Origin of the sequence: Pseudomonas sp. NY15372, assembly GCF_048068215.1 — a bacterium.
In the GTDB taxonomy this organism is placed as follows: Bacteria; Pseudomonadota; Gammaproteobacteria; order Pseudomonadales; family Pseudomonadaceae; genus Aquipseudomonas; species Aquipseudomonas guariconensis_A.
In genome coordinates this window covers 97,612-121,491 of the sequence record NZ_JBLUPY010000001.1, presented here as the reverse complement: position 1 = coordinate 121,491, position 23,880 = coordinate 97,612, and the positions used below count along the sequence as shown (strand labels likewise).

Here is a 23,880-nt window from a genome sequence, read left to right as displayed (position 1 = left end):
CTTGCGCATTCTAGTGCTCATCATTTCTCGATGAAGCAATCCCGGCCATGCGCCTGTATCTCTGCGAAAAACCCTCCCAGGCAAAAGACATCGCCAAGGTCCTCGGCGCCAACCGCAAGGCCGACGGCTGCTGGCAGGGCCCCGACGTCTGCGTGACCTGGTGCATCGGCCACCTGCTCGAAACCGCCCCGCCCGACAGCTACGACGAACGCTACAAGCGCTGGAACCTGGCCGACCTGCCGATCATCCCCGAGAAATGGAAGATGCTGGTCAAGCCCAAGACCGCCAGCCAGTTCAAGGCGGTCAAGCGGCTGCTCGGCGAAGCCCGGGAATTGGTGATCGCCACCGACGCCGACCGCGAAGGCGAAATGATCGCCCGCGAGCTGGTGGAGCATTGCCGTTACCGAGGGCCTGTCCAGCGCCTGTGGCTTTCGGCCCTGGACGACGCCTCGATCCGCAAGGCACTGGCCCGCCTGCTGCCGGGACAGCAAACCTACAGCCTGTACCATTCGGCCTTGGGCCGCTCCCGTGCCGACTGGCTGATCGGCATGAACATGAGCCGCCTGTTCACCCTGCTCGGCCGTCAGTCCGGCTACCAGGGCGTATTGCCCGTAGGCCGGGTGCAAACACCGACCTTGCGCCTGGTGGTGGACCGCGACCGTAGCATCGCCGACTTCGTGCCCGTGCCCTACTGGGCCATCGAGGTGCAGCTGGAAAGCGCTGGCAGCGTCTTCAATGCCCAGTGGCGCGCGCCCGAAGACGCCTGCGACGACCAGGGCCGTTGCCTGAACCAGGCCCTGGCCCAGCAGGCCGCTGCCGCCATCGGCGCCGCTGGCAGCGCCCAGGTGACCCAGGTCGCCACCGAGCGCGTACGCGAAGCCGCCCCCCTGGCCTTCGACCTGGGCACCCTGCAGGAAGTGTGCTCGAAGAAGCTCGGCCTCGGCGCCCAGGAAACCCTGGACATCGCGCAGGCCTTGTACGAAACCCACAAACTGATCACCTACCCGCGCAGCGACTGCGGCTACCTGCCACTCAGCCAGCATGCCGAGGCGCCGGCGATCCTGGCGGCCCTGCAACGCGCCGACGCCAGCCTGGCGCCGCTGCAGCCGCACCTGGAACCGCAACGCCGCTCGCGTGCCTGGAACGACGCCAAAGTCAGCGCCCACCACGGCATCATCCCCACCGCCGCCGCCAGCGACCCCTCGCGCCTGCCACCCAAGTACAAGGCGGTGTACACGCTCATCCGTGCTCGCTACCTGGCGCAGTTCCTGCCCAACCACGAGTACGACCGCACCCAGGCCGAGTTCGACTGCGCCGGCCACGCCCTGCGCGCGGTGGGCAAGCAGATCGTCGAGCCAGGCTGGCGCCGCGCCCTGCCCGAGGCGCTGACCCCAACCAAAGGCCGCGAGGCGCCGCCCGCTCAAGTATTGCCACCGCTGCGCGAAGGCCAGGGCTGCGCCGTGCAGGGTCTGCAACTCAAGGACTTATGGACCCAGCCGCCCAAGCCCTTCACCGAGGGCGACCTGATCAAGGCCATGAAGAACGTCGCCAAGCTGGTCGACGACCCGCTGCTCAAGCAGAAGCTCAAGGAAACCACCGGCATCGGTACCGAAGCCACCCGCGCCAGCATCATTCAGGGCCTGCTCGATCGGGGCTATCTGGTCAAGAACGGCAAGGCCCTGGCCGCCACCCCGGCGGCCTTCAGCCTGATCGACGCCGTGCCCCGGGCCATCGCCGACCCTGGCACCACGGCCATCTGGGAACAGGCGCTGGACATGGTGCAGAGCGGCGAAATGAGCCTGGAAGAGTTCGTCGCCCGGCAGTCGGCGTGGATGGGCAAACTGGTGCAGCGCTGCAGCGGCATGCGCCTGACCATCAGCGGCCCGCCCGTGCCCGCTTCGGGCAAAGGCGCGCCGTGGAAAAAGAAGCGCAAAAGTAGCCCCAAGGCCAAGGCGGCGGGTGAAGCCACCAAAGCGGCCAACGGCAAAGTCAGGCCGAGCCGACGCAAGGTAACTCGCTGACGGGCGAACTCAGATCGCCAGGTCGTAAATGATCGGCACCTTCCAGCTCGCCCCGTACTTTCTCAGTGCCTCGCTGGTGAGCGTACGCAACATGCCCGGTTTCACGGCCTGGATCACTCCCCACAGCTGCGCCGCGCCTTCATCGTCCCCCGCGTCGCAAAGCGTGCTGTATTCATCCTGGAGTGCCTGGGGCACTTCAAACCTATGAGCATAGGTCTTTTCCAGGTGGCTCACCCATACGCTGCGCTGCAGCAGGGCCTCGACCAGGATGCTTTCGGTCTGCTCCGACGTGATCCTGTCCCGTATCGCGTCGAGGGTTTCCTCATCTGCCTCGGCGAAAATACGGTGGCGAATGGTCAACCGGTTGAGGCCCAGATCCAACGCGTCATTGAGCCCGATCCGAAAATACAGCAAGGCCTCCACCGCCTCGCGCCCGTCGCCTCTCATGTTCAATGCATGCTCGCGGGCAGCTTCGTCTACCTGGTCCAGCCGCCACAGTCTTCCCAGCAGGCCCACCAGCGCCTCCTCCGCGACACCATCGCGCTCCGCGGCCCATACCGTCCGGTTTATCTCCAAATTGCTGAAGCAGGTAATGGCATTGTCTTCGCAGTGTGCGTTCACGGCCAATGCAAACAAGTGCGCCCTCAACGCCGGATCATCCATCAAATCCACCATCAGGGTGTACAAGCGGTTGGCCAAATCAGTGGCGTGGTCTTCCTTGGAGAAGCCTATCGACCTGGCCACCCTCGCCACCAACGTGAAGAACTCATGCGCCTCGGGGTACTGCTCCAGCTCGACCCAGGCCAACGCCATGCTGTCTCTGACCGTCGGATCGACACGGTCTTGCCAACGCAAGCGCATCGGCACTTCGCTCCCCCTCGGCTCCTGCCAGTCCCTCGGCCCAGGTGCGTATAGAGGATCGTCAATACGGACCCTGCCCTGCGCCCACAACTGCGAACGAATGACCGTACCGGGGATGCTGATGAGGGCATTGCCCCGTATATCGAAGTTGGAGATTCTGGCATGCAGCACAATTCCTGTAGGCATGGACGCCAGGTTGGCGTTGTTGAGTAATAGTGTATTGAGCATTGGCAAGGATCGAATATCAGGCGCCCGCCCCAACGGGTTGTTGGACAGATTCAAATAGACCAGCGACCTGCAGCGAGACACCCAGGTGGACTGAATGCCGTCCAGGTCAATCTTGTTGTTGGAGAGGTCGAGTACGTTCAACTTCGTATCGAATGCCTTGTGCAAAGGCACCCGCTCGATCTTGCAACCGGTCACCTCCAACCGTCGCAAATTGACGAATGCAGCGAGGAACGTGCTCGGTATCCGCTTCAACGGCATTGCCCGCAGCAACAATTCTGAAACGTGCGGAAACTCAACGCCGGGGAACAAGCTCGGCAGCGTTGTCAGCCGCGAAAACAAGACGCCCGCGATCGTCAATATATCGTCCGGCTCGTCACGCGCACGGGTCTTTCGGGGAATCAATCGCTTCCAGGCTGTGATCAAAAGCGCCTTGGCCAGACGACGGCACTTTATCTCCCTCGGCGAACTCAGACCGTCCACCCAGACCCAATAATTGAGGTTTTCACACAACGCACGGTATTCGACTTTCAGCTCGCCGAGCACCACGCCAGGAATCTGGCCCTTGTTGCGAATCCCTTGCAACCACTGCTCGACTTCCTCGTCGCTGAAATCTGGATAGAAGTAGCGCAACCGTGTTTGAAGGGACTTGGGTTGGCGCTTGCCGACCTGATATAGATCACTGCTCAACGTGTAGTCGTCCTGCTCTACAGACAAATCAGGCAAAGCCAGGAATGCACGACCATTGGCCAACGCCTGCGCCACTTGCTCGCGGCGGTCGAGCAATAGCCCGACCAAGCGGGCCCGCAACGTCAACGCAAAGGTTTCGTCCTCGCCCGAGCCTTCGTCCTGTCCCTGCGCGAAAGCGCTGGCAAGGGTCAGGAACAACTCCCCCGGTTCACCGATATCCCGCCCTTGGTCATCACGTAAAAGGAACTGCCCATCCTGGCAGATCAGGCTGAACATGACGTCTTCGCCCTGGAACCTCAGTGAAGGCGCCTGCCCGTCGTCAACGATCAGTTCCCAGCCTGGCCCGGCAACGGCGTCGGGGAACGCTTCCAGCAGGCTCACTGCCAAGCGGGCAAGGTCCAGGCCCTGCGGTATTTCAAAGCACAACGCCTCGAATGCACGCACACTGCGGATCCGTGCGGCATGTACGCCGGCCCATTCAGCCAGGCGTGGCGGAACCTGTCCGTTCTCCAGCGCTTGCAGGTCGTCATCGCTGGTGATGTGCAATAACTGCTCTGCCGCCAGGCGATGCAGGCCAGCAAACGTCTGGCGCAAGAGACGTGTGTCATCCGTAACGGCGTCCAGCTCGCGGTACAGGTGCTGGAAGAGTTCGCGTCGGTGCGTCCAGGCCAGGTCAGCCAAGTTGTCATCGCTCGTATCACCCGTCGGTCTCAAGTCTCGTACCCGCGAAAGCAATGCCTGGTCCAGGATCGGTTGCCCGTAATGCAACCGGCTCGCCAAGTCGTACACGCGGTTGACCAACCGAACCCGCTGAACCGTATCGACCAGTTCGGCGTCCGGTGCCCTGGCATACACATGCAACCCCCTGAGGTAGTCGGCATCCAGGCCATGTATCGCCATGACCTGGTCGATCTGTTCGTCACGAAGCTTGCCGAATGCCCCGCCCAGGCGCCGGAACATACGCCGGGCATCTGTCCATTCCACCGGCTGCTCGCACCAAAGCCGCCAGGCGCCTGCCTGGTTGTGCAGTACTTCCGGGGCATGACCATCCTGGGATTTCAAATGCCAGGTGTCATGGTCACGCTTGAGCACTTCATAGAACTGGCCATCGATCTCTATCCAGTGCCGTTCGCCCAGGCTGCGGACCCCAAGCTCATCCGATGCTGCCTCAGCCGGCGGCTCGCTGAGAAACGGCGCAAGGTCCTGGTTCCACAGTTTCTCCGTACCGTCCTCCAGCAGGACTGGCACCAACTGGTCCACCACCTCGGCCCGTGCCCAGTTCGACCGCAATGTGTCGAACCCCTCGCCCACCCCGCCCGAGAGCGTCATGCCATCGATGACATGAACCACATGATCGAGCGCGGCCGTAGTGTCTCCGTCCCGCCAATCCTCGATGGCGTGAAACACCTCTTCGAGCATGCTCCATACATGCGCCAGATGAAGGATCTCGCCAACCTCCGGCACGAACAGCTGTGCCATTTCCAGCAACGTCCTGCCTTCAGCCTCCAGGCGCTGGTCATGTGCCTTCTGCACGGCGCGGTCCAGTCGCGCCACCGGCGTGGCGATCATTGCAGCATCGTCCTTGACCTGGGCGACGCGCGCCGCCGCCAGATGCTCGAACAATGGCGTGGGGTAGGTCTTCAAGCTTTCGTCCAGGCCCTTTATTTTCAGCGCTACCGCGTTGTCCAGGCGACTCAGGGCAGCGGAAAAGAAACGTTGGCTGTCGCGATACCGCACGAATCGCCTGAAGAACTGTCGGTACTCAGCCTGGGCCAAGCGCTTTGCCAAAGTGCCTCTGGCGAAGTCGTTGATGTTGCTGGCTGTGTGCCAGGGGCCGTGCGGATCGCCTGGTATATGAACCAGCACGCGTTTGCTGGTATTCGCCAGCTGGTGCTCCTCGACGGCAACCAGCACGACGATCTGCTGCAGATCGCAAGCGAATGCACCTAGTCGGCAGGCGATGACAGGAGCCCCTTCCAAACCCCCTGGCTTGCCGTGCCGATATAGCGCGATCACCACACCCAGTTCGTCCCACGACAAAACGTCTTGTTCATACGCCTTGAAGGCATCGAGCAACATGGAAGAGCGCTGCAGTTGCGCTATGGACTGCTTGAAATCCAGACCGTTACCTGCCGAGGACTTGAAAACCGAGTCGAGGTGCTGCTGGTATTGCACGCCCAGGTCAAGTGTCCGGCACAGCTCGGCAAATGCCCGCGCACTCGGTTGTGCCACGGTATTGCCGGATACGTCGACCAACCTATTGTGCTTTGGCTGGCCATCAGGCTTGGTTTCATCCAGCGTGAAGTTGCGTAAGGCAGCACTCAGCAAAGGGACGTCGTAATAATCGGTATCCTGCAAGGGTAAGCGGCCGGCCCAGGGGCTCTGTTCAGGCGAGGTGAAGAAGTACTGGCGACGAAAGTACTGGGTGTCGATATCGACATCGGCACCCACCTGTTCGTGCATCGCAGCCTGGAGCATTCGTTTGCCGAAAACGTCGATCTGCTCTATCCGGGCCCAGTAGCGGGCCAGGCGCTGTCGGCTTGCCAGGCCATCCTCCAGCGCCTCCACCAGATCCGGGTAATACATGTCGTGCACCTGGGTAATCCACCCGGGCAAACGCCTGGCGATCAGGCGATCCTGGAACTGTTGCGCGACTGCCAGCGTGTCCACGCCTTGGGAAACGTTACCCATGTGCCTGCCTCCGACTGTGTAGGAAGGGGGCGAGATTAATCACCCCCTGCCCACCACGACCGGTACCAGGCTACTACCCGTCTCAGGTTCCGCTCTTGAGCCGGCTGAACGCCCGGGTCAGCGCTCGGTTGAACGCCTTGCCATTGTCGTTCTTGCTGTACAACCGCGCCCTCACCTGCGCAGGTGGATAGGTGCCCGGTGCATTGCGGATCTGCGCATCCACCAGGCTGTCTGCTGCCGTGATGGCATTGGCGTAGTGAATGGTGTCGGTGATGGGCGCGATCACCTCCGGTCGCATCAGGTAGTCCATCAACTTCCAGGCCGCCTCCGGATGCGGCGCGTCCTTGGGTACCACCAGCGCATCCAGCCAGATGAGCGTGCCTTCCCTGGGAATCTGGTAGTCGAGCTTGAACGTCTTGCCGGCCTGCTCGGCCTGGGCCTGGGCGATGGCCACGTTGCCGTTCCACGACATCGCCACGCAGGTCTCGCCATTGGCCAGGTCGTTGATGTTGCGGTCATTGTCGAAATAACGGATATACGGGCGGATCTTGCGCAGATGCGCCTCGGCGGCCTTCAGATCCTCCATGCGCTGCTGGTTGATGTCCAGCCCCAGGTAGCGCATGGCTGCCGCGAACACCTCGTTGGGATCATTTAGAAAACTCACACCGCAGTCGGCGAATTTCGCCACCACCTGCGGGTCGAACAGCATCGCCCAGCTGTCACGCGGCGCATCCGCGAGCCGCGCCGCCACCGCCTGTTCCTGGTACCCCACGCCCGTGGTGCCCCAGGCGTAGGTACCGGCATAACGATTGCCCGGGTCGAACACCGCCATATGCTGGCGGAACTCCTCGCCGATGCCCGCCAGGTGCGGCAACTGGCGCTTGTCCAGCGGCTGCAGCGCGCCGCTGGCGATCGCCCGGCTCAGGTGCTGGCCAGCGCTGAGCACCAGGTCGTAGCCGCTACCGCCAGTGAGCAGCTTGGTCTCGGCGGTTTCCAGGGAGTCGAAGTGGTCGGCCACCACACGGATGCCGGTCTCTTTCTCGAAGTTGGCCAGGGTGTCCGGGGCGAGATACTCGCCCCAGATGTACAGGTTGACGGTCGGCTGTTGTGCGTCGGCTGCCTGGGCCGCCGACACGGCACAACCCAGGGCGAGCGCCAGGGCAAGGGCGGTCGGTTTCATCAGCGGTCTCCGGCAGCGTATTGAGGCATGGTGATGCAGGCGACGTTGCCGCCACCGAGCAGGATCTCCCGCGAGTGCTCGATACCGATGATGCGGTGGTTGGGGAACAGCTCGGCCAGGGTCGCCTGGGCCACGCTGTCGTTGCGGTCGCCGAACAGCGGCACGACGATGGCCGAGTTGCCAGCGTAGTAGTTGATGTACGAAGCACAGATCCGGGTACCTGCCTGACGCAGATGGGTACCGTCGACCTGGTCGAGGCCTGCGGCCTCTTCGGCGGTCCATTCCAGTACCTGCGGCTGCGGCAGCTTGTGCACCTTCAACTCGCGGCCTCGGCTGTCGCGGGTGCTGCGCAAGATGTCGTAGGCCTCCTGGTAGATCTCCCACTGCGGGTCGTTGCGATCGTCGGTCCATTGCAGCACGACCTCGCCGGGGCGTACGAAGCAGGCCAGGTCGTCCACATGACCATCGGTTTCGTCGAACTTGCAGCCGCGCGGCAGCCAGATCACCTGCTCGGCACCCAGGTAGTCCTGCAGGCGGCGGGTGACTTCCTCCTTGCCCAGGTGGGCATTGCGGTTGCGGTTGAGCAGGCACTGCTCGGTAGTCAGCAGGCTGCCCTGGCCATCGCTCTGGATGCCGCCCAGCTCGGCGATCAACGGGGCGCGGTAGCGGTCCAGGTGCTCGATTTCCAGCATCTTCTGGGCGATCTGATCGTCCTTGTCCCAGGGATAGTAGAGGCCGCCATCCAGGCCACCGTAGGCATTGAATTCGAAATCCACCCCGCGTACTTCGCCGGTGCTGTCGTTGACCACGAAACAGGCGCCGCTGTCACGGAACCAGGTGTCGTTGCAGGTCATCTCCACTACCCGCACCTGGGCCGGCAACAGACGGCGGGCGTTGCCGTACTGGGCGGCGGAGGCGCACACGGTCACAGGTTCGCTGGAGGCGATGGCGGTGACGATATCGACCCAGACCTTCTGCGCCGGCTTGCCACCGTTGCGCCAGACATCCGGGCGCTCCGGCCAGCCGAGCCAGCAGCGGGTCTTGCGCTCGAATTCGCCAGGCAGGCGGAAGCCATCGGCCTTGGGAGTGGTGGTCAGCGTACGCGCCATGGGTCGAACCTCGTCATCGGTGAGTGATGACTGCACGCTACGCCGCAGCGCCAGGGGCTTCCAACGATGAAAACTCAGCGATTGATGAATTGAATTCAGGGTTCGGCGATCTGTTCGATGAACCAATCGACGAATTCGGCCACGGCCACCCGCTCCAGGCGCAGGCGCTCGCATACCAGGGCGTATTGGCCCTGTGCGGTCACACTGGCCGTGAACGGCCGCACCAGCCGCCCGCTTTGCAGGTCGGCCTGGCAGGTCAGGTTATCGCCCATGGCCACGCCCTGCCCCAGCACCGCCGCCTCCAAGGCCAGCGCCGCATGGGGGAAATACAGCTGGCGGGTGGGCAAGGCATCTTCGGCGTGGGTGGCCAGCCAGGTGGTCCAGGTGCGGCCGTCCTGGTCGTCATGCAGCAGGCAATGGCGCACCAGGTCCCGTGGGCGCTTGAGTCCACCTTGGTTGAACAGGCCCGGGCTGCACACCGGGAAGAACTGCAACAGCGGCAGCGGCCGGACGAAATGGGTACTGGCGTCCAGCGCGCTGGTGCCGTAGGTGATGGCAAGGTCGACGTCCACCGCCGGGGCACCGGCGTCGATCGGCTGCTCGTGCAAATGCAGGGTGATGTGCGGGTAGCGACTGCTGAAGTCGGCAAGCCGGGCCACCAGCCACTTCTGCGCGAGCTCTGCCGTCACCGCGACCCTCAGCACGGCCTGGGACGCCGGATCGCGCAGCTCGTCGCAGGCCTTGCCGATCAGTTCGAAGGCCTGCTGCAGGTGATGCAACAGGCGCTCGGCTTCAGCGGTCGGGCGTACTTGGCGCCCCGCCCGCTCGAACAGCGGCACGCCGAGTTGCTCCTCCAATTGACGGATCTGATGGCTGATCGCACTGTCGGTCACGCACAGCTCGGCAGCGGCACGGCCGAAGTGGCCATGGCGGGCGGCGCATTCGAAGGTGCGCAGGGCAGTCAGGGAAGGCAGGCGGCGCATGGGGGGTTCCTGAGTCCAAGGGGCTGCAGTGCAGCCAATCGCGGGGCGAGCCCGCTCATAGAACAACGCATAAGTATTTGATTTTGCAGGGCCCTGTGGGAGCGGGCTTGTCCCGCGGTTGGGCCGGGCCCGATATCACCGTCGCCTGGCAAGGGCTTCGCCCTTGATCGCGGGACAAGTAGGACCGCCGCACCGCCGCTCCCACAGGGGCGCGGCGCTAGCCGCTTGTTCTCTGCGCGATGGGTCACAACAGGATCTTATCTGCAAATGATGGCGACTGGCGCGGTGAAATTTATCTGCTATTTTTTCATGAAATAAATAACAAAAAATTTCACGAGGCCCGCATGTTCAAGCAATCCGCTCAACACGTCGCCAGCTATTACGCCCAGACCTACCCCGCCGCCATCCCCTTGCGCCCGACCCTACAAGGCACCCTGGATACCGACGTGCTCATCATCGGTGCTGGCTTCAGCGGCCTGCATACCGCGCTGCGCCTGGCCCTGGCCGGTAAGCGCGTGGTCCTGCTGGAGGCCAGCCGGGTCGCCTGGGCCGCGTCCGGGCGCAATGGAGGGCAGGCGCTGCTAGGCTGGTCGTGCGACATGCCGCCGTTGGAGAAGGCCTTGGGCGTGGAGCGCGCCCGCCGGCTGTGGGCCAGCATGTGCTGGGCCGCCGAAGAAATGCGCGAGCTGCCCGAGCGACACGGTTTCGACGTGGACTACCGGGTCGGCAGCCTGTGGACCGCCGTGATGCCCCGTCGGGTGAAGATCCTTGAACAGGCCCAGCGCGAGGCCGAGCAGAAATGGGGGTACGACTGCCTGCGCCTGATCCGCCGCGACGAGCTGCCCGAATGGATCGACAGCCCGCGCTACCAGGCCGCCCTGTACGATCCCAACGGCGCCCATCTCAACCCGCTGAAGCTGGCCCAGGGCCTGGCAGCCACGATCGAGGCCGCGGGTGGGCAGATCTTCGAGCAGAGCCGGGTGCTGGACTATCACGAAAGCGCCAGCGGCTTCGTCGCCCGCACCGCCCACGGCGAAGTGCGCAGCCAGGTGCTGGTACTGGCCTGCAATGCCTATATCGACCGCCTCGACCGCGACCTTTCGCGCCGCCTGCTGCCGGTGGGCTCCTACCAGGTGGCCACCGCGCCCCTGGACCCGGCACTGGCCCAGTCGCTGCTGCCGCGCAACAGCTGCGTGATCGACAACCAGTTCGTCCCTGATTACTTCCGCCTGACGCCCGATCACCGCCTGTTGTTCGGCGGTGGCTGCACTTACCTGGGCGGTATTCCCAAGGATGTCGCCAGCGCCACCCGCCCTTATCTGGAACGCGTCTTCCCCCAGCTCACCGGCGTGGCCCTGGACTATGCCTGGGGCGGACACATCGACTGCAGCATCCAGCGCACGCCGGACATCGGACGCCAGGGCCAGCGCTACTGGCTGCAGGGCTTCTCCGGCCATGGCGTGCTGCCGACCCTGGCCGGCGCGCGGGCGGTCAGCGATGCGATTCTCGGCGATGACGAGCTGCTGGGCCTATATCAGGGCATCGACAACGGTCGCTTCCCCGGTGGAGCGCTCATGGCCGCGCCATTGGAAGCCGCTGCCAAAGCCTGGTACAGGTTGCGCGACCATGTCTGAAGCCCACGTCACACGGCACACCGACGAAGACATCCAGGGCCTGGCGCTGCTGATCCGCGACCTGCGCAAGCACCGTGGCCTGACCCTGGGCGAGCTGGCCAGTCGAGTCAACCGCTCGCTGGGTTTCGTGTCCCAGGTCGAGCGCGGCCTGTCGCGCCCAACCGTGGCCGACCTCACCGCCATCAGCGAAGCCCTGCACGTACCGACCACCTATTTCTACCAGGCCAACCAGCCCCGGGCGCTGGGCTGGGTCACCCGTCCCGGCGAGCGGCGCACGATCTACTACGCCGAGGGCGTGACCGACGTGTTGGTCTCGCCCACCCTCACCGGCAGCTTCTCCATGCTCGAAAGCCACCTGGCCCCCGGCGCCAGTAGTGGCGAGGGGCACCTGGACGACAGCTCCGAACAGGGCGGGTTCGTCCTCGAAGGGCAACTGACCGTCTGGCTGGAAGGCCGCGACGAGCCGGTGACCCTCGGCCCCAACGACAGTTTCCAGCTACCGCCACACAGCCAGTTCCGCTACGCCAACCTGACCGACCAGACGACCCGAGTCCTCTGGGTATTTCGTTGAGAGCACAGCATGACAACCACAATAAAAAGCGTTCCCGACCTGCTCAGTGAAGTTCGCGCATTTCGCGCCCAGCACCCCGACGTGCGCCATGTGGACCTGATCAGCCTGGATATCCCCGGGCATTTCTATGGCAAACGCTACCCGGTGGACATGCTCGAGAAGGTTGCCGCCGGCAGCCCCCTGAAACTACCGCAAAACTGCGTGTTGCTGGGTGTGCAGGGCGGGTTGTTCCCGATCGGCGACTACTGTTTCGCCGACGGCGATCCGGACGCACCGCGCCGCCTGGTGCCCGGCACCCTCAAGCCGGTGAACTGGGAACGCGAGCCGCTGGGGCAGATGCTCATCACCTCCGACGGCACCGCCGCACCCATCGAGTTCGAACCGCGCGAAGTGCTCGCCCGCGTGCTGCAGCGCCTGCAACGTCGAGGCATCCATCCGGTGGTCGCCTTCGAGCTGGAGTTCTACCTGTTCGACCGTACGCTCGAAGATGGCCTGCCGCAGTTCCCCCGCGACCCGTTCAGCGGCGATGCCGACGACCAGCCCAGCATGCACATCGAGCGCCTTTCGCGGTTCTCCGACGTGCTGCACGACATGGTCGGCACGGCCAATGCCCAAGGCGTGGATGCCAATGTCATCACCGCCGAGCTCGGCCCGGGCCAATTCGAGATCAACTTCGGCCATTGCGATGACGGCCTGCGCGCAGCTGACTGGGCCGCCATGTTCTGCCGCAGCACCCGTGGCGTTGCCCTCAAGCACGGCCTGCGCGCCTCGTTCATGAGCAAGCCCTACCTGCATGCGCCGGGCAGCGGCATGCATGTGCATGTGAGCCTCTACGACGAGGCCGGCAACAACCTGCTGGCGGCCGACGGCCAACGCCCCCTGCGCCACGCCGTGGCCGGCTGCCTGGCGCTGCTGCCGCACTGCATGCCGATCTTCGCCGCCAACCACAATGCGTTTCGTCGCTATGGCGCCATGGTCAATGCCGCCAGCCGTGCCAGCTGGGGCTTCGAGGACCGCGATGCGTGCATTCGCATCCCCGACTCCGATGCCCGTAACCTGCGCATCGAACATCGCCTGGCGGGGGCCGACGCCAACCCATACCTGGTGCTGGCGGCGATCCTGTGCGGCATGGAACATGGGCTCGATGCCGCACAGGAGCCGATCGCGCCGCTCAACGACGACCGCACCAGCGGAATCGATTTCCCCACGGACATGCTCGGCGCCGTGGCGGCGATGCGCAACGATCGGGCGGTGAACGAGGGCTTGGGCGAGGAGTTCGTGATGGTCTATTGCGAAAACAAACGCCAGGACCATTTGGCATTCATGCATGAGGTCAGTGCGCGGGAGTATCGCTGGTTCCTCTGATCGATATATCAACAAAGGTCGCCCCCACACTGTTGGAGCGGCCTTGTGCCGCGCAAGGGCTGCAAAGCAGCCCCAACGGCTCGATTGGCAACCGCTCTGCGGGCCGATTACCATGTCCACCCTCTAGCGCGGCCCTCGCCGCCTCCCCAGCCAGCCAAAGCCCCCCATGCCCTTCGAACTCACCGTAGAACCACTCACCCTGCTGATCCTCGCCCTGGTCGCCTTCGTCGCCGGGTTCATCGACGCCATCGCCGGCGGCGGCGGGTTGCTGACCACGCCGGCATTGCTGACCGCCGGCATGCCGCCGCACCTGGTACTGGGGACCAACAAGCTCAGTTCCACCTTCGGCTCGGCCACCGCCAGCTTTACCTACTACCGACGCAAGCTGTTCCACCCGGCGCAGTGGCGCCCGGCGCTGCTGGGTACATTGGTCGGTGCGCTGCTCGGGGCGGTAGCGGCGCACTTCATGCCCGCCGACTGGCTGAACAAGATGCTGCCGGTGATCGTCTTCGCCTGCGGCGTCTACCTGCTGTTCGGCGGTACGCCCAAGGCACCACTGGACGCCGACGTGCCAATCAAGAAGAGATGGCAGTTCCCGCAGGGCTTCGGCCTGGGCTTCTATGACGGCGTGGCCGGCCCGGGCACTGGCGCGTTCTGGACGGTGAGCACCTTGCTGCTCTACCCCATCGACCTGGTCCGTGCCAGCGGCGTGGCACGCAGCATGAACTTCGTCAGCAACATTGCGGCGCTGACGGTATTCATCGTTTCCGGGCAGGTGGACTACATCGTCGGCCTGGCCATGGGCCTGTCGGTGATGGTCGGTGCGTTCTTCGGTGCCCGCACGGCGATCAGCGGCGGCAGCAAGTTCATCCGCCCGGTATTCATCGCCGTGGTCCTGGCATTGACCGTGCGCCTAGTGTGGCAGCACTGGTTCGGGCAGGCCTAGGCGACGGGCCACATAGAGGTCGATCAGGTAGCGGGCGATGGAGCGCCCGGCCGGCAGCGGCGGCAGGTCGTGCACGTTGAACCACTGGGCATCCTCGATCTCGTCCGGCTGCATGACGATTTCGCCACCGGCATATTCGGCATGGAAGCCCAGCATCATCGAATGGGGGAATGGCCAGCACTGGCTGCCGATGTACTGGATGTTCCCGACCTCCACCGCCACTTCCTCGCGCACCTCACGCACCAGGCAGTCCTCCGCCGACTCGCCCGGCTCGGCAAAGCCCGCCAGGGTGCTGTACACGCCCGTGACGAAGCGCGGCGAACGTGCCAGCAACACTTCATCGCCCCGGGTAATCAGCACGATCATGCTTGGCGAAACGCGCGGGTAGCTGCGCAGGTCGCACGGCTGGCAGTACATCGCCCGCTCCCAACGGATCTGGGCCATGGGCTGGCCACAGCTGCCGCAGAAACGGTGCTCGCGGGCCCAAGTGCCGATCTGCGCGGCATAGCCCAGCACGGTGTAGGTCTGCATGTCGCCCTCGAGCATGAACTGGCGCAGGCCGCGCCAGGTGCAGCCCGGCACCTGGGCACTGGCGCGCAGCTCGAGCAGGAACACCGGCTGGCCGTCCAGGTGGCCGATGCCGTGCTCGCACAGTACGTCCAGGTCCTGGGCCTTGAGCCACTGGCGGGGGAACAGCGCGCCGTTGTCGTCCACCAGGAACCCTTCCGGGCCGCGGGCGACGGCCAGGCCGCCGGTGATCTGCGGGTCGAGTACTGCGGTAGTCCAGCGTGCTGACATGTTCGGGGGTTCCTTGAAGCGCGTCCCCCGGCCTGGTCAGTCGGCGAACGTCGGTTTCTGTTTGCTCATGTGGGCCGCGATAGCGACCCGCAGGTCTTCGGACTGCAGCATGGCGGCGTTCCAGGTGGCGATGTACTCCAGGCCATCGTCGATGCGATGGTCGCGCATGTAGTTGAGCATCTGCTTGGTGCCGCCCACGGCAATCGGCGATTTTTGCGCAATTTGCGCCGCCAAGGCAAAGACTCCATCGAGCAGCGCCGCCTGGTCGTCGAACACTTGGTTGACCAGCCCGATACGCTGGGCCTCGGCCGCCGCCACGTTGCGCCCGGTATAGGCCATCTCGCGCATCACGCCATCGCCGATGATACGCGGCAAACGTTGCAAGGTGCCGACATCGGCCGCCATGCCCATGTCGATTTCCTTTATCGAGAACTGTGCATCCGCGCTGCAGTAGCGCATGTCGCAGGCCGAAACCAGGTCGATCGCCCCGCCCAGGCAATAGCCCTGGATCGCCGCCAGCACCGGCTTTCGGCAGTTGTCCACGGCATTGAACGACGCCTGCAGGCCGAGAATGGTGCGCCGCAGCAGGCGTGCGTTGCGCCCCACGTCCTTGCCCATCTGCCCGGCCAGCTGGGCCAGCAAGGCCAGGTCGATACCGGCGGAAAAATGCCTGCCGGCAGCGCTGAGCACCACTACGCGCACCGCGTCGGTGTCATCGACCCACTGGAAGATGTCGCGGATCTCCTGCCAGAAGTCGGCATTCATCGCATTGAGCTTTTCCGGGCGGTTGATCTGCACATGGGCGATGTTATCGGTCAGTTCAACCTTGAACGCGCGATACTCGGTCACAGGCGGCACTCCTGAAGTAAAAATATTCACGCAGCGGACTATAACGCACCCACAAGGCCGTGCTTGTGCCAAAAGCGGGACTGAACGCCTTGCACCCAGCGCGCGCATCGGGCACCTTGCGCCACTGCTGAATCATAAGGATACAAATTCATGTCCCGTTCCCTGCCCAGCGCCTTCGCCCGCGGTTTCCTGGGCCAGTCGCCGCTCTGGTACAAGGCGGTCATCTGCCTGTTCCTGGTGCTCAACCCCCTGTTGTTGGCCACCCTCGGCCCGGTGGTCGCCGGCTGGGTGCTGGTGATCGAGTTCATCTTCACCCTGGCGATGGCGCTCAAGTGCTACCCCTTGATGCCGGGCGGCCTGTTGCTGATCGAAGCGCTGCTGCTGAAGATGACCACACCTGAAGCGCTCTACGAGGAATTGCTGCACAACTTCCCGGTGATCCTGCTGCTGATGTTCATGGTGGCCGGCATCCACTTCATGAAAGAGCTGCTGCTGTTCCTGTTCTCCAAGATCCTCCTGGGCGTGCGCTCCAAGGCGATCCTGTCGCTGCTGTTCTGCGTGCTGTCGGCCTTTCTCTCGGCGTTCCTCGATGCGCTGACGGTTACCGCCGTGATCATCAGCGCCGCGGTGGGCTTCTACGCGGTCTACCACCGCGTCGCGTCGGGTTCCAACCCGCGCGAGGAGTCGGAACTGGGCAACGACCACCAGGTGCCGCAACTGCATCGGGACGACCTGGACCAGTTCCGCGCCTTCCTGCGCAGCCTGCTGATGCATGGCGCCGTGGGCACGGCCCTGGGCGGTGTCTGCACGTTGGTGGGCGAGCCGCAGAACCTGTTGATCGGCCATGAAATGAGCTGGCACTTCGGCGAGTTCTTCTTCAAGGTCGCCCCGGTATCGATGCCGGTGCTGGCCGCAGGCCTGGTGACCTGCGTGCTCTTGGAGAAACTGCGCCTGTTCGGCTACGGCACGCTGATGCCCGAACGCGTGCGCCAGGTGCTGGCCAGCTACGCCGCCGAAGACGACGCCGCGCGCACCCAGGCCCAGCGCGTGGCCCTGCTGGTGCAGGGCATTGCCGCGTTGATCCTGATCGTCTGCCTGGGCCTGCACATCGCCGAAGTAGGCCTGATCGGCCTGTTGGTGATCGTGCTGATCACCGCCTTCACCGGCATCACCGATGAGCACCGCCTGGGCCGCGCCTTCCAGGACGCCATGCCGTTCACTGCCTTGCTGGTGGTGTTCTTCGCCGTGGTGGCGGTGATCCACCAGCAGCAGCTGTTCAGCCCGTTGATCGCCTGGGTCCTGGCCCTACCGGCAGAACAGCAGCCAGGCATGCTGTACCTGGCCAACGGCCTGCTGTCGGCGATCAGCGACAACGTGTTCGTGGCCACCATCTATATCACCGAGGTCAAGCAGGCGTTCCTCGAGGGCGCCATGAGCCGCGAGCATTTCGAGACCCTGGCGGTGGCGATCAACACCGGCACCAATCTGCCCAGCGTGGCCACGCCCAACGGGCAGGCGGCGTTTCTGTTCCTGCTGACCTCGGCGATCGCGCCGTTGGTGCGGTTGTCCTATGGGCGGATGGTGTGGATGGCGTTGCCCTATACCGTGGTCATGGGCGGGCTGGGGTGGTGGGCGGTGACCTACTGGCTCTGACCCCTTTCTCGTTGTAGGCGCGGCACAAGGCCGCTCCTACATTGTCCCGAGCATGCTGACTCGGTCAGGTTTCGCTACGCCCCGTTCCTTCCCGGTCGCCCGCGTAATGCCGGGCGAGCGGGAACGCCGGCAACCACCCTTCACGCCGAACCGTCCAGCTTTCATAGGTCGGCGTGAACTGGTCCGGCGCATCTAGCGCCCCCAGATGAACCTCCACCTCGTCCCCGCTTCGCGAAAACACCGACGACCCGCAGCGTGGGCAGAAAAACCGTCCGGCATAGTCGCCCGTCTGGCCTTCGACCTTCACCGCCTCTTCGGGAAAAATCGCCGACGCGTGAAACAACGCCCCATGGTGCTTGCGGCAATCGAGGCAATGACAAAGCCCTACTCTGTAAGGCTGCCCCGCAGCCTCGAAGCGAACCTGGCCGCAAAGGCAACCGCCTGTGAACAGGTGCATATCCGCCCTCCTTCGCCGATCTTGACGTCAATGGACAGCATAGCCATGCGAGCTTGCCGATTTCATCATCTATGCCCCGCGCATGGCCTTCCTCAAGGAGGATGACGGGGCCGGTTATTTTGTCGGGCGGCTTTGAACAAAGGTCGCCGCGATTTGTCCATAGGACACATCACAACACTCGCCCCTGGAGGCGTTTAAATCATGAAGAAAACCCTGGCTGCCGTGGCTGCTTTTGCACTGGTATTGGGCACCACAGCCTTCCTGCCTGCTGAGATGTCCCCGATCGCGTCGGCTTATGCCAAAGGTGGTGGCGGCGGCGGTGGTGGTGGCGGCGGTGGTGGCCACGGCGGTGGCGGTGGTCATGGCGGCGGCCATGGTGGTGGACACGGCGGCGGCCTGGGCGCCGGGCATGGCGAGGGCGGCCTGGGCCTGGGCAAATCCGACGGGCATGCCGGCAAGGCTTCCCGTGACCATGGCCTGAGCGGCAACCACTACGGCAAGGACCGTAACGATGACAAAGGCCACGGCACCGCGACTTCGGGCATCGCCCAGTCGAAAGACACCCGCGGCCTGACCAAGGCCACTGCGATCTCCGGCACCACGCCGGGTACGCACAACAGCAAAGGGCTGTCGAACGCGGTGGATTCCTCCACCAAGAACGACCGCTGAGGCCAAAGGCCTGGTCGACAAAGCCGCACCCGACAAGGTGCGGCTTTTTTTACGCTGGCGCACGGCAAGCCGACTCCGCGCCCTTTGTGGGAGATTCTATGGTTGTGGGCAAGCCGGCTCCCACCGGTACTTCGCCAACCACACCCTGTGGGAGCCGGCTTGCCGGCGATTGGGCTGTCAGGCAGCCCCTTGCGTCCTCACCGGCGCTAGTCGAACGACCCGGTCCGCACTTCCCCGCTGCGCACATACCGGCTGATGACCACCCCGCTCGGCGTCGCGGTCGAGTCCGCCAGGGTAAAGGCCGCCGGCTGGGCATCGTCGCCGAACAGCCGCTTGCCCGCCCCCAGCAAGATCGGGTGGACCATGAGCAGCAATTCATCCACCAGCCCCGCCGCCAGCAATTGCTGCACCAGCTCGCTACTGCCCTGGGTCAGCAAACGGTCACCCGCCTGCCGCTTGAGCGCGCCCACGGCCTCGCTGACATCGCTCTGCAGCCCATGGCTGTTATGCCACGCCAATGTCTCTGGATGGTGGGTGGCCACATGCTTGGGTATGCGGTTGAACACTTCGGCAATCATGTGATCGCTCGACTCGGCGCCGATGCGCGGCCAGTAGCCGGCAAAAATATCGTAGGTGCGCCGCCCCAGCAGCAGCTCGAACGGCTCGGCGAACAGCGCGTCGATGGCCTGACCGAAGGCCTGGTCAGCGTAGGGCACGAGCCAGCCGCCGAAACGGAAGCCGCCGCTCAGGTCTTCGCTCGGCCCGCCAGGGGCCTGCATGACGCCATCGAGCGAAACGAACGCGGCAACGGTGAGCTTGCGCATGGTGTGATCCTCCAGTTCTGGGCTGCCAACATGCCGCCCCTGCTCATGGTCGAACGGCGCACGGCCAGATCGACAGCCGGCCACGGCGTCGTTTCAAGGACGTGCCAGGACGGTCTTGGGACAGGAAGCCCCCTTTTTTCAGCAGGATAATCCCGCCTCGGCAGCACGGCCTGGTTCCGAGGCGTCTGCCGACGCACAGCGGCACACTTAAAAAAACTACAACCTGCAGCGGCAAGGCACCCACCAAAGGGGCGTTATTACACATGGCAACGGAAGAGAACGTTGAAACACTCGCGCTTGGCGTGACGGACCCTTCGCAAACCGAAGAGGCCAAACGGGATCGTCACCTGGAGGGCAAGATCGACTGGGTCGTCTTCGGCATCACCAGCATCCTCGCAATCGCATTCGTCATCTGGGGCTTCGTCAGCCAGGCAAGCCTCGCGGCCAGCGCCTCCACGGCCCAGTCCTGGGTCATCGTCAACTTCGGTTGGTTCTTCGTCCTCACTTCCACGCTGTTCGTGGTGTTCGTGCTATGGCTGGCGGCCAGCCGCTACGGCAAGGTACCGCTGGGGCGTGATGGCGAGCGCCCCGAGTTTCGCACCGTGTCGTGGGTGGCGATGATGTTCAGCGCCGGCATGGGCATCGGCCTGATGTTCTTCGGCGTGGCCGAGCCGCTGTCGCACTATGTTTCCCCGCCGCCCGGCACCGCCACCGCGCAAAGCAGCGAGGCGATGCAGGTGGCCATGGCCACCACGCTGTTCCACTGGACCCTGCACCCCTGGGCCATGTACGCCATCGTCGGCCTGGTGATCGCCTACGGCACCTTCCGCCGCGGTCGCTCGCAACTGATCTCCACGGCATTCCGCCCGTTGATCGGCCGCCACGCCAACGGCCCCATCGGCCGCCTGATCGACATGATGGCGATCTTCGCCACCCTGTTCGGCTCGGCCGCCTCGCTGGGCCTGGGCGCACTACAGATCGCCGGTGGCCTGGAATACAACGGCTGGATCGAGCACCCGGGCAAAATCTTCTACATCTCGATCATCACCCTGCTCACCGTCGCGTTCGTCGCCTCGGCGGTCTCTGGCATCGGCAAGGGCATCCAGTGGCTGTCCAACACCAACATGGTGTTGGCCCTGGCACTGGCGCTGTTCACCTTCATCGTCGGCCCGACCCTGCTGATGCTGAACCTGCTGCCGACGTCCATCGGCGTCTACATCGAGATGCTGCCGCAGATGATGGCACGCACCAGTGCCAGCGGCGGCGAGCAGATGGACAACTGGCTGGCCGGCTGGACCGTGTTCTACTGGGCCTGGTGGATCTCCTGGACACCGTTCGTCGGCATGTTCATCGCCCGCATCAGCCGTGGCCGCACCATCCGCCAGTTCGTCACCGGCGTATTGCTGGTGCCGAGCCTGGTGAGCCTGGTCTGGTTCACCATCTTCGGCGGCGCCGGCATCGACGCGCTGCAGCAAGGCACCTACCAGTTGGTCAATGGTGCCGTGAACAGCAACCATGCGCTGTACCAGTTGCTGGAAAGCTACCCGTGGGCCTCGGTGACCTCGGTGCTGGTGATGGTCCTGGTCGGTATCTTCTTCGTCTCCGGCGCAGACGCCGCATCCCTGGTGATGGGCACGCTGTCCGAGCGCGGCACCACCGACCCGTCCCGTGCCACGGTGATCTTCTGGGGTGCCCTGACCGGCACGGTGGCGGCGATCATGCTGGCCATCGGCGACCCGAGCAACCCGGGCGAGGCCCTCACGGGCCTGCAGAACCTGACCATCGTCGTGTCGTTGCCCTTCGTCATCGTGATGGTGCTGCTGTGCCTGGCGCTGTACCGCGACCTGCGCAAGGACCCGATGATGCTGCGCCATCTGCGCGGCACCGAGCTGATCGAGAAAGCCGTGCTGTATGGCGCGGTCAAGCATGGCGAGGAGTTCTACATCGTCGTGCAGGAGAAGAAGTCCGCGGTCAAGCGTACGTCCGCCGAGACCGAAGCCACTGAGCAACCGCTTTAACACCTCGTCGCCTACCTCGCGGGACAAGCCCGCTCCTCCAAGACAGCGCCGTTCTGACGTGCAGCGTCTTTCCTGTAGGAGCAGGCCTGCCCCGCGAACACCGGCGCAGCCGGTGCCATGCCTCAGTTGGCTTCCCTGACCGCACTCAAGAATGCCCGGGTCCTCTCCTGCTGGGGGTTCTCGTAGAGCTGGGCCGGCGCGCCCTGTTCATGGATCTGCCCTTTGTAGAAGAAGCACACCCGGTCGGCGAACTCACGGGCGAACCCCATCTGGTGGGTGACCATGAGCATGGTCAGGTTGTGCTCGCTGCCCAGTCGGCGGATCACGTTGAGCACTTCTCCGCACAACTCGGGGTCCAGCGCCGACGTCACCTCGTCGAACAGCATCACTTTCGGCCGCATGGCCAGGGCCCGGGCGATCGCCACGCGCTGCTGCTGGCCACCGGAAAGCTGCGAGGGGTAGTGATCGAACTTGTTGCCCAGCCCGACCATCTCCAACAGCTCGGCGGCACGTTCGCGGGCCTCGGCAGGCTTGACGCCCAGCACCTGCACCGGTGCCTCGATGACATTCTGCAGGGCGCTCATGTGCGGAAACAGGTTGAAGCTCTGGAACACCATGCCGATCTTCGCGCGCACGCGGCGCACATGGCGTTCGTTGGCGCTGACCAGGCCGTTGCGCCCGGGCATGTGGGTCAGCGATTCGCCATCCACTTCGATCATGCCCTGGTCGATGCCTTCAAGCGTCATGAGCACCCGCAGCAAGGTGGACTTGCCCGAGCCGCTGGGGCCGATGATCGCCACTTTTTCGCCCGGGGCGACTTCCAGGTTCAGGCCGTCGAGCACAGTGAAGTTGCCGTAGCGCTTGGTGACGTCGCGGAAGGCGACGATCGGCTGGGCGATGACCGGTTCCGGCATGACGTGGTCCCGCTGCTGGGGGCTAGTGGCAAGGGTGGCGAGGTTCGAGACAGGCGCGATCATTAGCGTAACTCCAGGCGCACTTCGAGGCGCCGAACCAGGTAGGCCAGAGCGACGCTCAAGGCCAGGAAGAACAGACCGACCAAGGTGATCGGCTCCAGGTAACGGAAGCTTTCGGAACCGACGTTCTTGGCCTGCTGCATGATTTCCACCACGGTGATGGCGGACAACACCGGGGTGTCCTTGAGCATGGCGATCAGGTAGTTGCCCAGCGGCGGCAAGATCGGCCGCACCGCCTGGGGCAGGATGATCGTGCGGTAGGCGGTCCAGGGGGCGAAGTTCAGCGCCACCACGGCCTCCCACTGGCTGCGCGGCACAGCGTCCAGCCCGCCGCGGTACACCTCGGCGATATAACAGGCGTAGTGCAGGCCGATACCGAGGATGCCCGCCTGCATGGCCGTCATGTTCACGCCGTAGTTGGGCAATACGTAGTACAGGAAATACACCTGGATCAGCAGCGGCGTGCTGCGGATGAACTCGATCAGCAGGGTCACCGGCCAGGCGATCGCCACTTGCCGGCTGCGCCGTCCGATGGCCAGGAACAAGCCCAGGACGATGGCGATCATGAAGCCCACCAGGGTAATGCCCAGGGTCTTGAGCGATGCCTGCAGCAGGTCGGGCAAGATCTGCGCGACGTAGTTCCAGTCCCAGACGTTCATGACAGGCTCCCCCGCAGGCGACCACGGCCCAGGCGTCGCTCGACCCCGCGCATGGCAAAGTTGATGACCTGCGCCAGGACGAAGTACAGCAGCAGGGTCAGGCTGAAGATCTCCAGGGTCTGGAAGGTCGCCTGGTCCAGCTGGCGGGCGCGGAAGCTCAGGTCCGACAAGGTGATCAGCGACACCAGGGAGGTGTTCTTGAGCAGCTCGATCAGCAGGTTGGTGCCCGGTGCGATCGCCGCCAGCAACGCCTGGGGCAGGATGACGCGGCGAAAGCGCGTGGCCGGTGGCATGTTCAACGCCACGCAGGCCTCGTATTGGCCCTTGGCCACCGAGCCGATGGCACCGCGCATCACCTCGGCGCCATAGGCCCCGATGTGCAGCCCGAGACCGACGATGGCCACGGTGTAGGCGCTCAGTTCCAGGTTGAACGGCGGTAACGGCAGCACGAAGAACAGCCAGAACAGCTGCACCAGCAGCGACGTGCCACGGAACAGTTCGATGTAGGCCACGCAAAACCAGCTCAAGGGTCGCCAGGAGGAGCGCCGGCCCAGGGCGGCGAGGATCGCGGCGACGATGGCCAGCAACGAGCCGAAGAATGTGACCTGGATGGTGATCCAGGCACCTTGCAGTAACAGCGGTATCAATTCACCCATGGTTCGACCTGAATAATCGGATTACGCAGGGAACGGCATGGCAGGCG

19 protein-coding genes are annotated in these 23,880 nt (G+C 64.3%); 8 read left to right on the top strand and 11 right to left on the bottom strand.

What is annotated here, in order from left to right:
• Positions 1-47: 47 nt before the first annotated feature.
• Entirely contained in the window at positions 48-2,021 is a 1,974-nt protein-coding gene (locus ACNFG0_RS00545; RefSeq protein WP_416763760.1) for a DNA topoisomerase III, read from the top strand.
• A gap of 9 nt (positions 2,022-2,030) precedes the next feature.
• Here ACNFG0_RS00545 and ACNFG0_RS00540 read toward each other — a convergent pair whose 3' ends face one another.
• The 4 genes from ACNFG0_RS00540 to ACNFG0_RS00525 all read right to left on the bottom strand — a co-directional run bounded on the left by ACNFG0_RS00540 (position 2,031) and on the right by ACNFG0_RS00525 (position 9,760).
• Entirely contained in the window at positions 2,031-6,488 is a 4,458-nt protein-coding gene (locus ACNFG0_RS00540) for an NEL-type E3 ubiquitin ligase domain-containing protein (RefSeq protein ID WP_416763759.1), read from the bottom strand.
• Between the two features lie 82 nt (positions 6,489-6,570).
• On the bottom strand, positions 6,571-7,668 hold the full coding sequence (locus ACNFG0_RS00535; RefSeq protein WP_416763758.1) for an extracellular solute-binding protein: 1,098 nt from the start codon (positions 7,666-7,668) through the stop codon (positions 6,571-6,573).
• Entirely contained in the window at positions 7,668-8,777 is a 1,110-nt protein-coding gene (gene aguA, locus ACNFG0_RS00530; protein ID WP_416763757.1) for an agmatine deiminase, read from the bottom strand. Before aguA ends, ACNFG0_RS00535 begins: the two co-directional genes overlap by 1 nt.
• Before the next feature lie 95 nt (positions 8,778-8,872).
• Entirely contained in the window at positions 8,873-9,760 is an 888-nt protein-coding gene (locus ACNFG0_RS00525) for a LysR substrate-binding domain-containing protein (RefSeq protein WP_416763756.1), read from the bottom strand.
• A gap of 344 nt (positions 9,761-10,104) precedes the next feature.
• Here ACNFG0_RS00525 and ACNFG0_RS00520 point away from each other — a divergent pair, with 344 nt between their 5' ends.
• The 4 genes from ACNFG0_RS00520 to ACNFG0_RS00505 all read left to right on the top strand — a co-directional run bounded on the left by ACNFG0_RS00520 (position 10,105) and on the right by ACNFG0_RS00505 (position 14,276).
• Complete coding sequence (locus ACNFG0_RS00520) at positions 10,105-11,394, top strand: NAD(P)/FAD-dependent oxidoreductase (protein ID WP_416763755.1); 1,290 nt, start codon at positions 10,105-10,107, stop codon at positions 11,392-11,394.
• Positions 11,387-11,965, top strand: a complete 579-nt coding sequence (locus ACNFG0_RS00515; RefSeq protein WP_196143266.1) for a helix-turn-helix domain-containing protein — start codon at positions 11,387-11,389, stop codon at positions 11,963-11,965. The genes ACNFG0_RS00520 and ACNFG0_RS00515 overlap by 8 nt, the downstream gene beginning before the upstream one ends.
• Before the next feature lie 9 nt (positions 11,966-11,974).
• Positions 11,975-13,330 carry a glutamine synthetase family protein gene (locus tag ACNFG0_RS00510; protein WP_416763754.1) on the top strand — a complete coding sequence of 452 codons (1,356 nt, stop codon included), beginning with the start codon at positions 11,975-11,977 and terminating at the stop codon, positions 13,328-13,330.
• Between the two features lie 166 nt (positions 13,331-13,496).
• Positions 13,497-14,276, top strand: coding sequence for a TSUP family transporter (locus tag ACNFG0_RS00505; RefSeq protein WP_416763753.1), 780 nt, complete (start codon positions 13,497-13,499; stop codon positions 14,274-14,276).
• On the opposite strand, the gene nudC is transcribed toward ACNFG0_RS00505, so the two are convergent.
• Both nudC and ACNFG0_RS00495 read right to left on the bottom strand, forming a co-directional pair.
• The gene (gene nudC, locus ACNFG0_RS00500; protein WP_416763752.1) at positions 14,244-15,074 is read right to left on the bottom strand and encodes an NAD(+) diphosphatase; all 831 of its coding nucleotides are present in this window, start codon (positions 15,072-15,074) and stop codon (positions 14,244-14,246) included. The genes ACNFG0_RS00505 and nudC overlap by 33 nt on opposite strands.
• Positions 15,075-15,110: 36 nt before the next feature.
• Complete coding sequence (locus ACNFG0_RS00495; RefSeq protein ID WP_196155427.1) at positions 15,111-15,923, bottom strand: crotonase/enoyl-CoA hydratase family protein; 813 nt, start codon at positions 15,921-15,923, stop codon at positions 15,111-15,113.
• A gap of 150 nt (positions 15,924-16,073) precedes the next feature.
• Here ACNFG0_RS00495 and nhaB point away from each other — a divergent pair, with 150 nt between their 5' ends.
• A complete protein-coding gene (gene nhaB, locus ACNFG0_RS00490; RefSeq protein ID WP_416763751.1) occupies positions 16,074-17,576 on the top strand; it encodes a sodium/proton antiporter NhaB in 1,503 nt (500 codons plus the stop codon).
• Between the two features lie 64 nt (positions 17,577-17,640).
• On the opposite strand, the gene ACNFG0_RS00485 is transcribed toward nhaB, so the two are convergent.
• On the bottom strand, positions 17,641-18,033 hold the full coding sequence (locus ACNFG0_RS00485) for a GFA family protein (protein WP_196143272.1): 393 nt from the start codon (positions 18,031-18,033) through the stop codon (positions 17,641-17,643).
• Positions 18,034-18,234: 201 nt separating this feature from the next.
• Here ACNFG0_RS00485 and ACNFG0_RS00480 point away from each other — a divergent pair, with 201 nt between their 5' ends.
• Positions 18,235-18,702 (top strand): hypothetical protein, encoded by a 468-nt coding sequence (locus ACNFG0_RS00480; RefSeq protein ID WP_196155428.1) that lies wholly within the window; start codon positions 18,235-18,237, stop codon positions 18,700-18,702.
• Between the two features lie 206 nt (positions 18,703-18,908).
• On the opposite strand, the gene ACNFG0_RS00475 is transcribed toward ACNFG0_RS00480, so the two are convergent.
• Positions 18,909-19,526 (bottom strand): dihydrofolate reductase family protein, encoded by a 618-nt coding sequence (locus ACNFG0_RS00475; protein WP_416763750.1) that lies wholly within the window; start codon positions 19,524-19,526, stop codon positions 18,909-18,911.
• A gap of 263 nt (positions 19,527-19,789) precedes the next feature.
• Here ACNFG0_RS00475 and ACNFG0_RS00470 point away from each other — a divergent pair, with 263 nt between their 5' ends.
• Entirely contained in the window at positions 19,790-21,544 is a 1,755-nt protein-coding gene (locus tag ACNFG0_RS00470) for a BCCT family transporter (RefSeq protein ID WP_416763749.1), read from the top strand.
• 122 nt (positions 21,545-21,666) lie between these two features.
• On the opposite strand, the gene ehuA is transcribed toward ACNFG0_RS00470, so the two are convergent.
• Genes ehuA through ehuC form a run of 3 tightly spaced genes read right to left on the bottom strand, consistent with a single transcriptional unit; the run spans position 21,667 to position 23,833 of the window.
• A complete protein-coding gene (gene ehuA, locus ACNFG0_RS00465; RefSeq protein ID WP_416763748.1) occupies positions 21,667-22,521 on the bottom strand; it encodes an ectoine/hydroxyectoine ABC transporter ATP-binding protein EhuA in 855 nt (284 codons plus the stop codon).
• Entirely contained in the window at positions 22,521-23,177 is a 657-nt protein-coding gene (gene ehuD / locus ACNFG0_RS00460) for an ectoine/hydroxyectoine ABC transporter permease subunit EhuD (RefSeq protein WP_196143277.1), read from the bottom strand. Before ehuD ends, ehuA begins: the two co-directional genes overlap by 1 nt.
• Positions 23,174-23,833 (bottom strand): ectoine/hydroxyectoine ABC transporter permease subunit EhuC, encoded by a 660-nt coding sequence (gene ehuC / locus ACNFG0_RS00455; RefSeq protein WP_084855739.1) that lies wholly within the window; start codon positions 23,831-23,833, stop codon positions 23,174-23,176. The genes ehuD and ehuC overlap by 4 nt, the downstream gene beginning before the upstream one ends.
• Between the last annotated feature and the right edge of the window lie 47 nt (positions 23,834-23,880).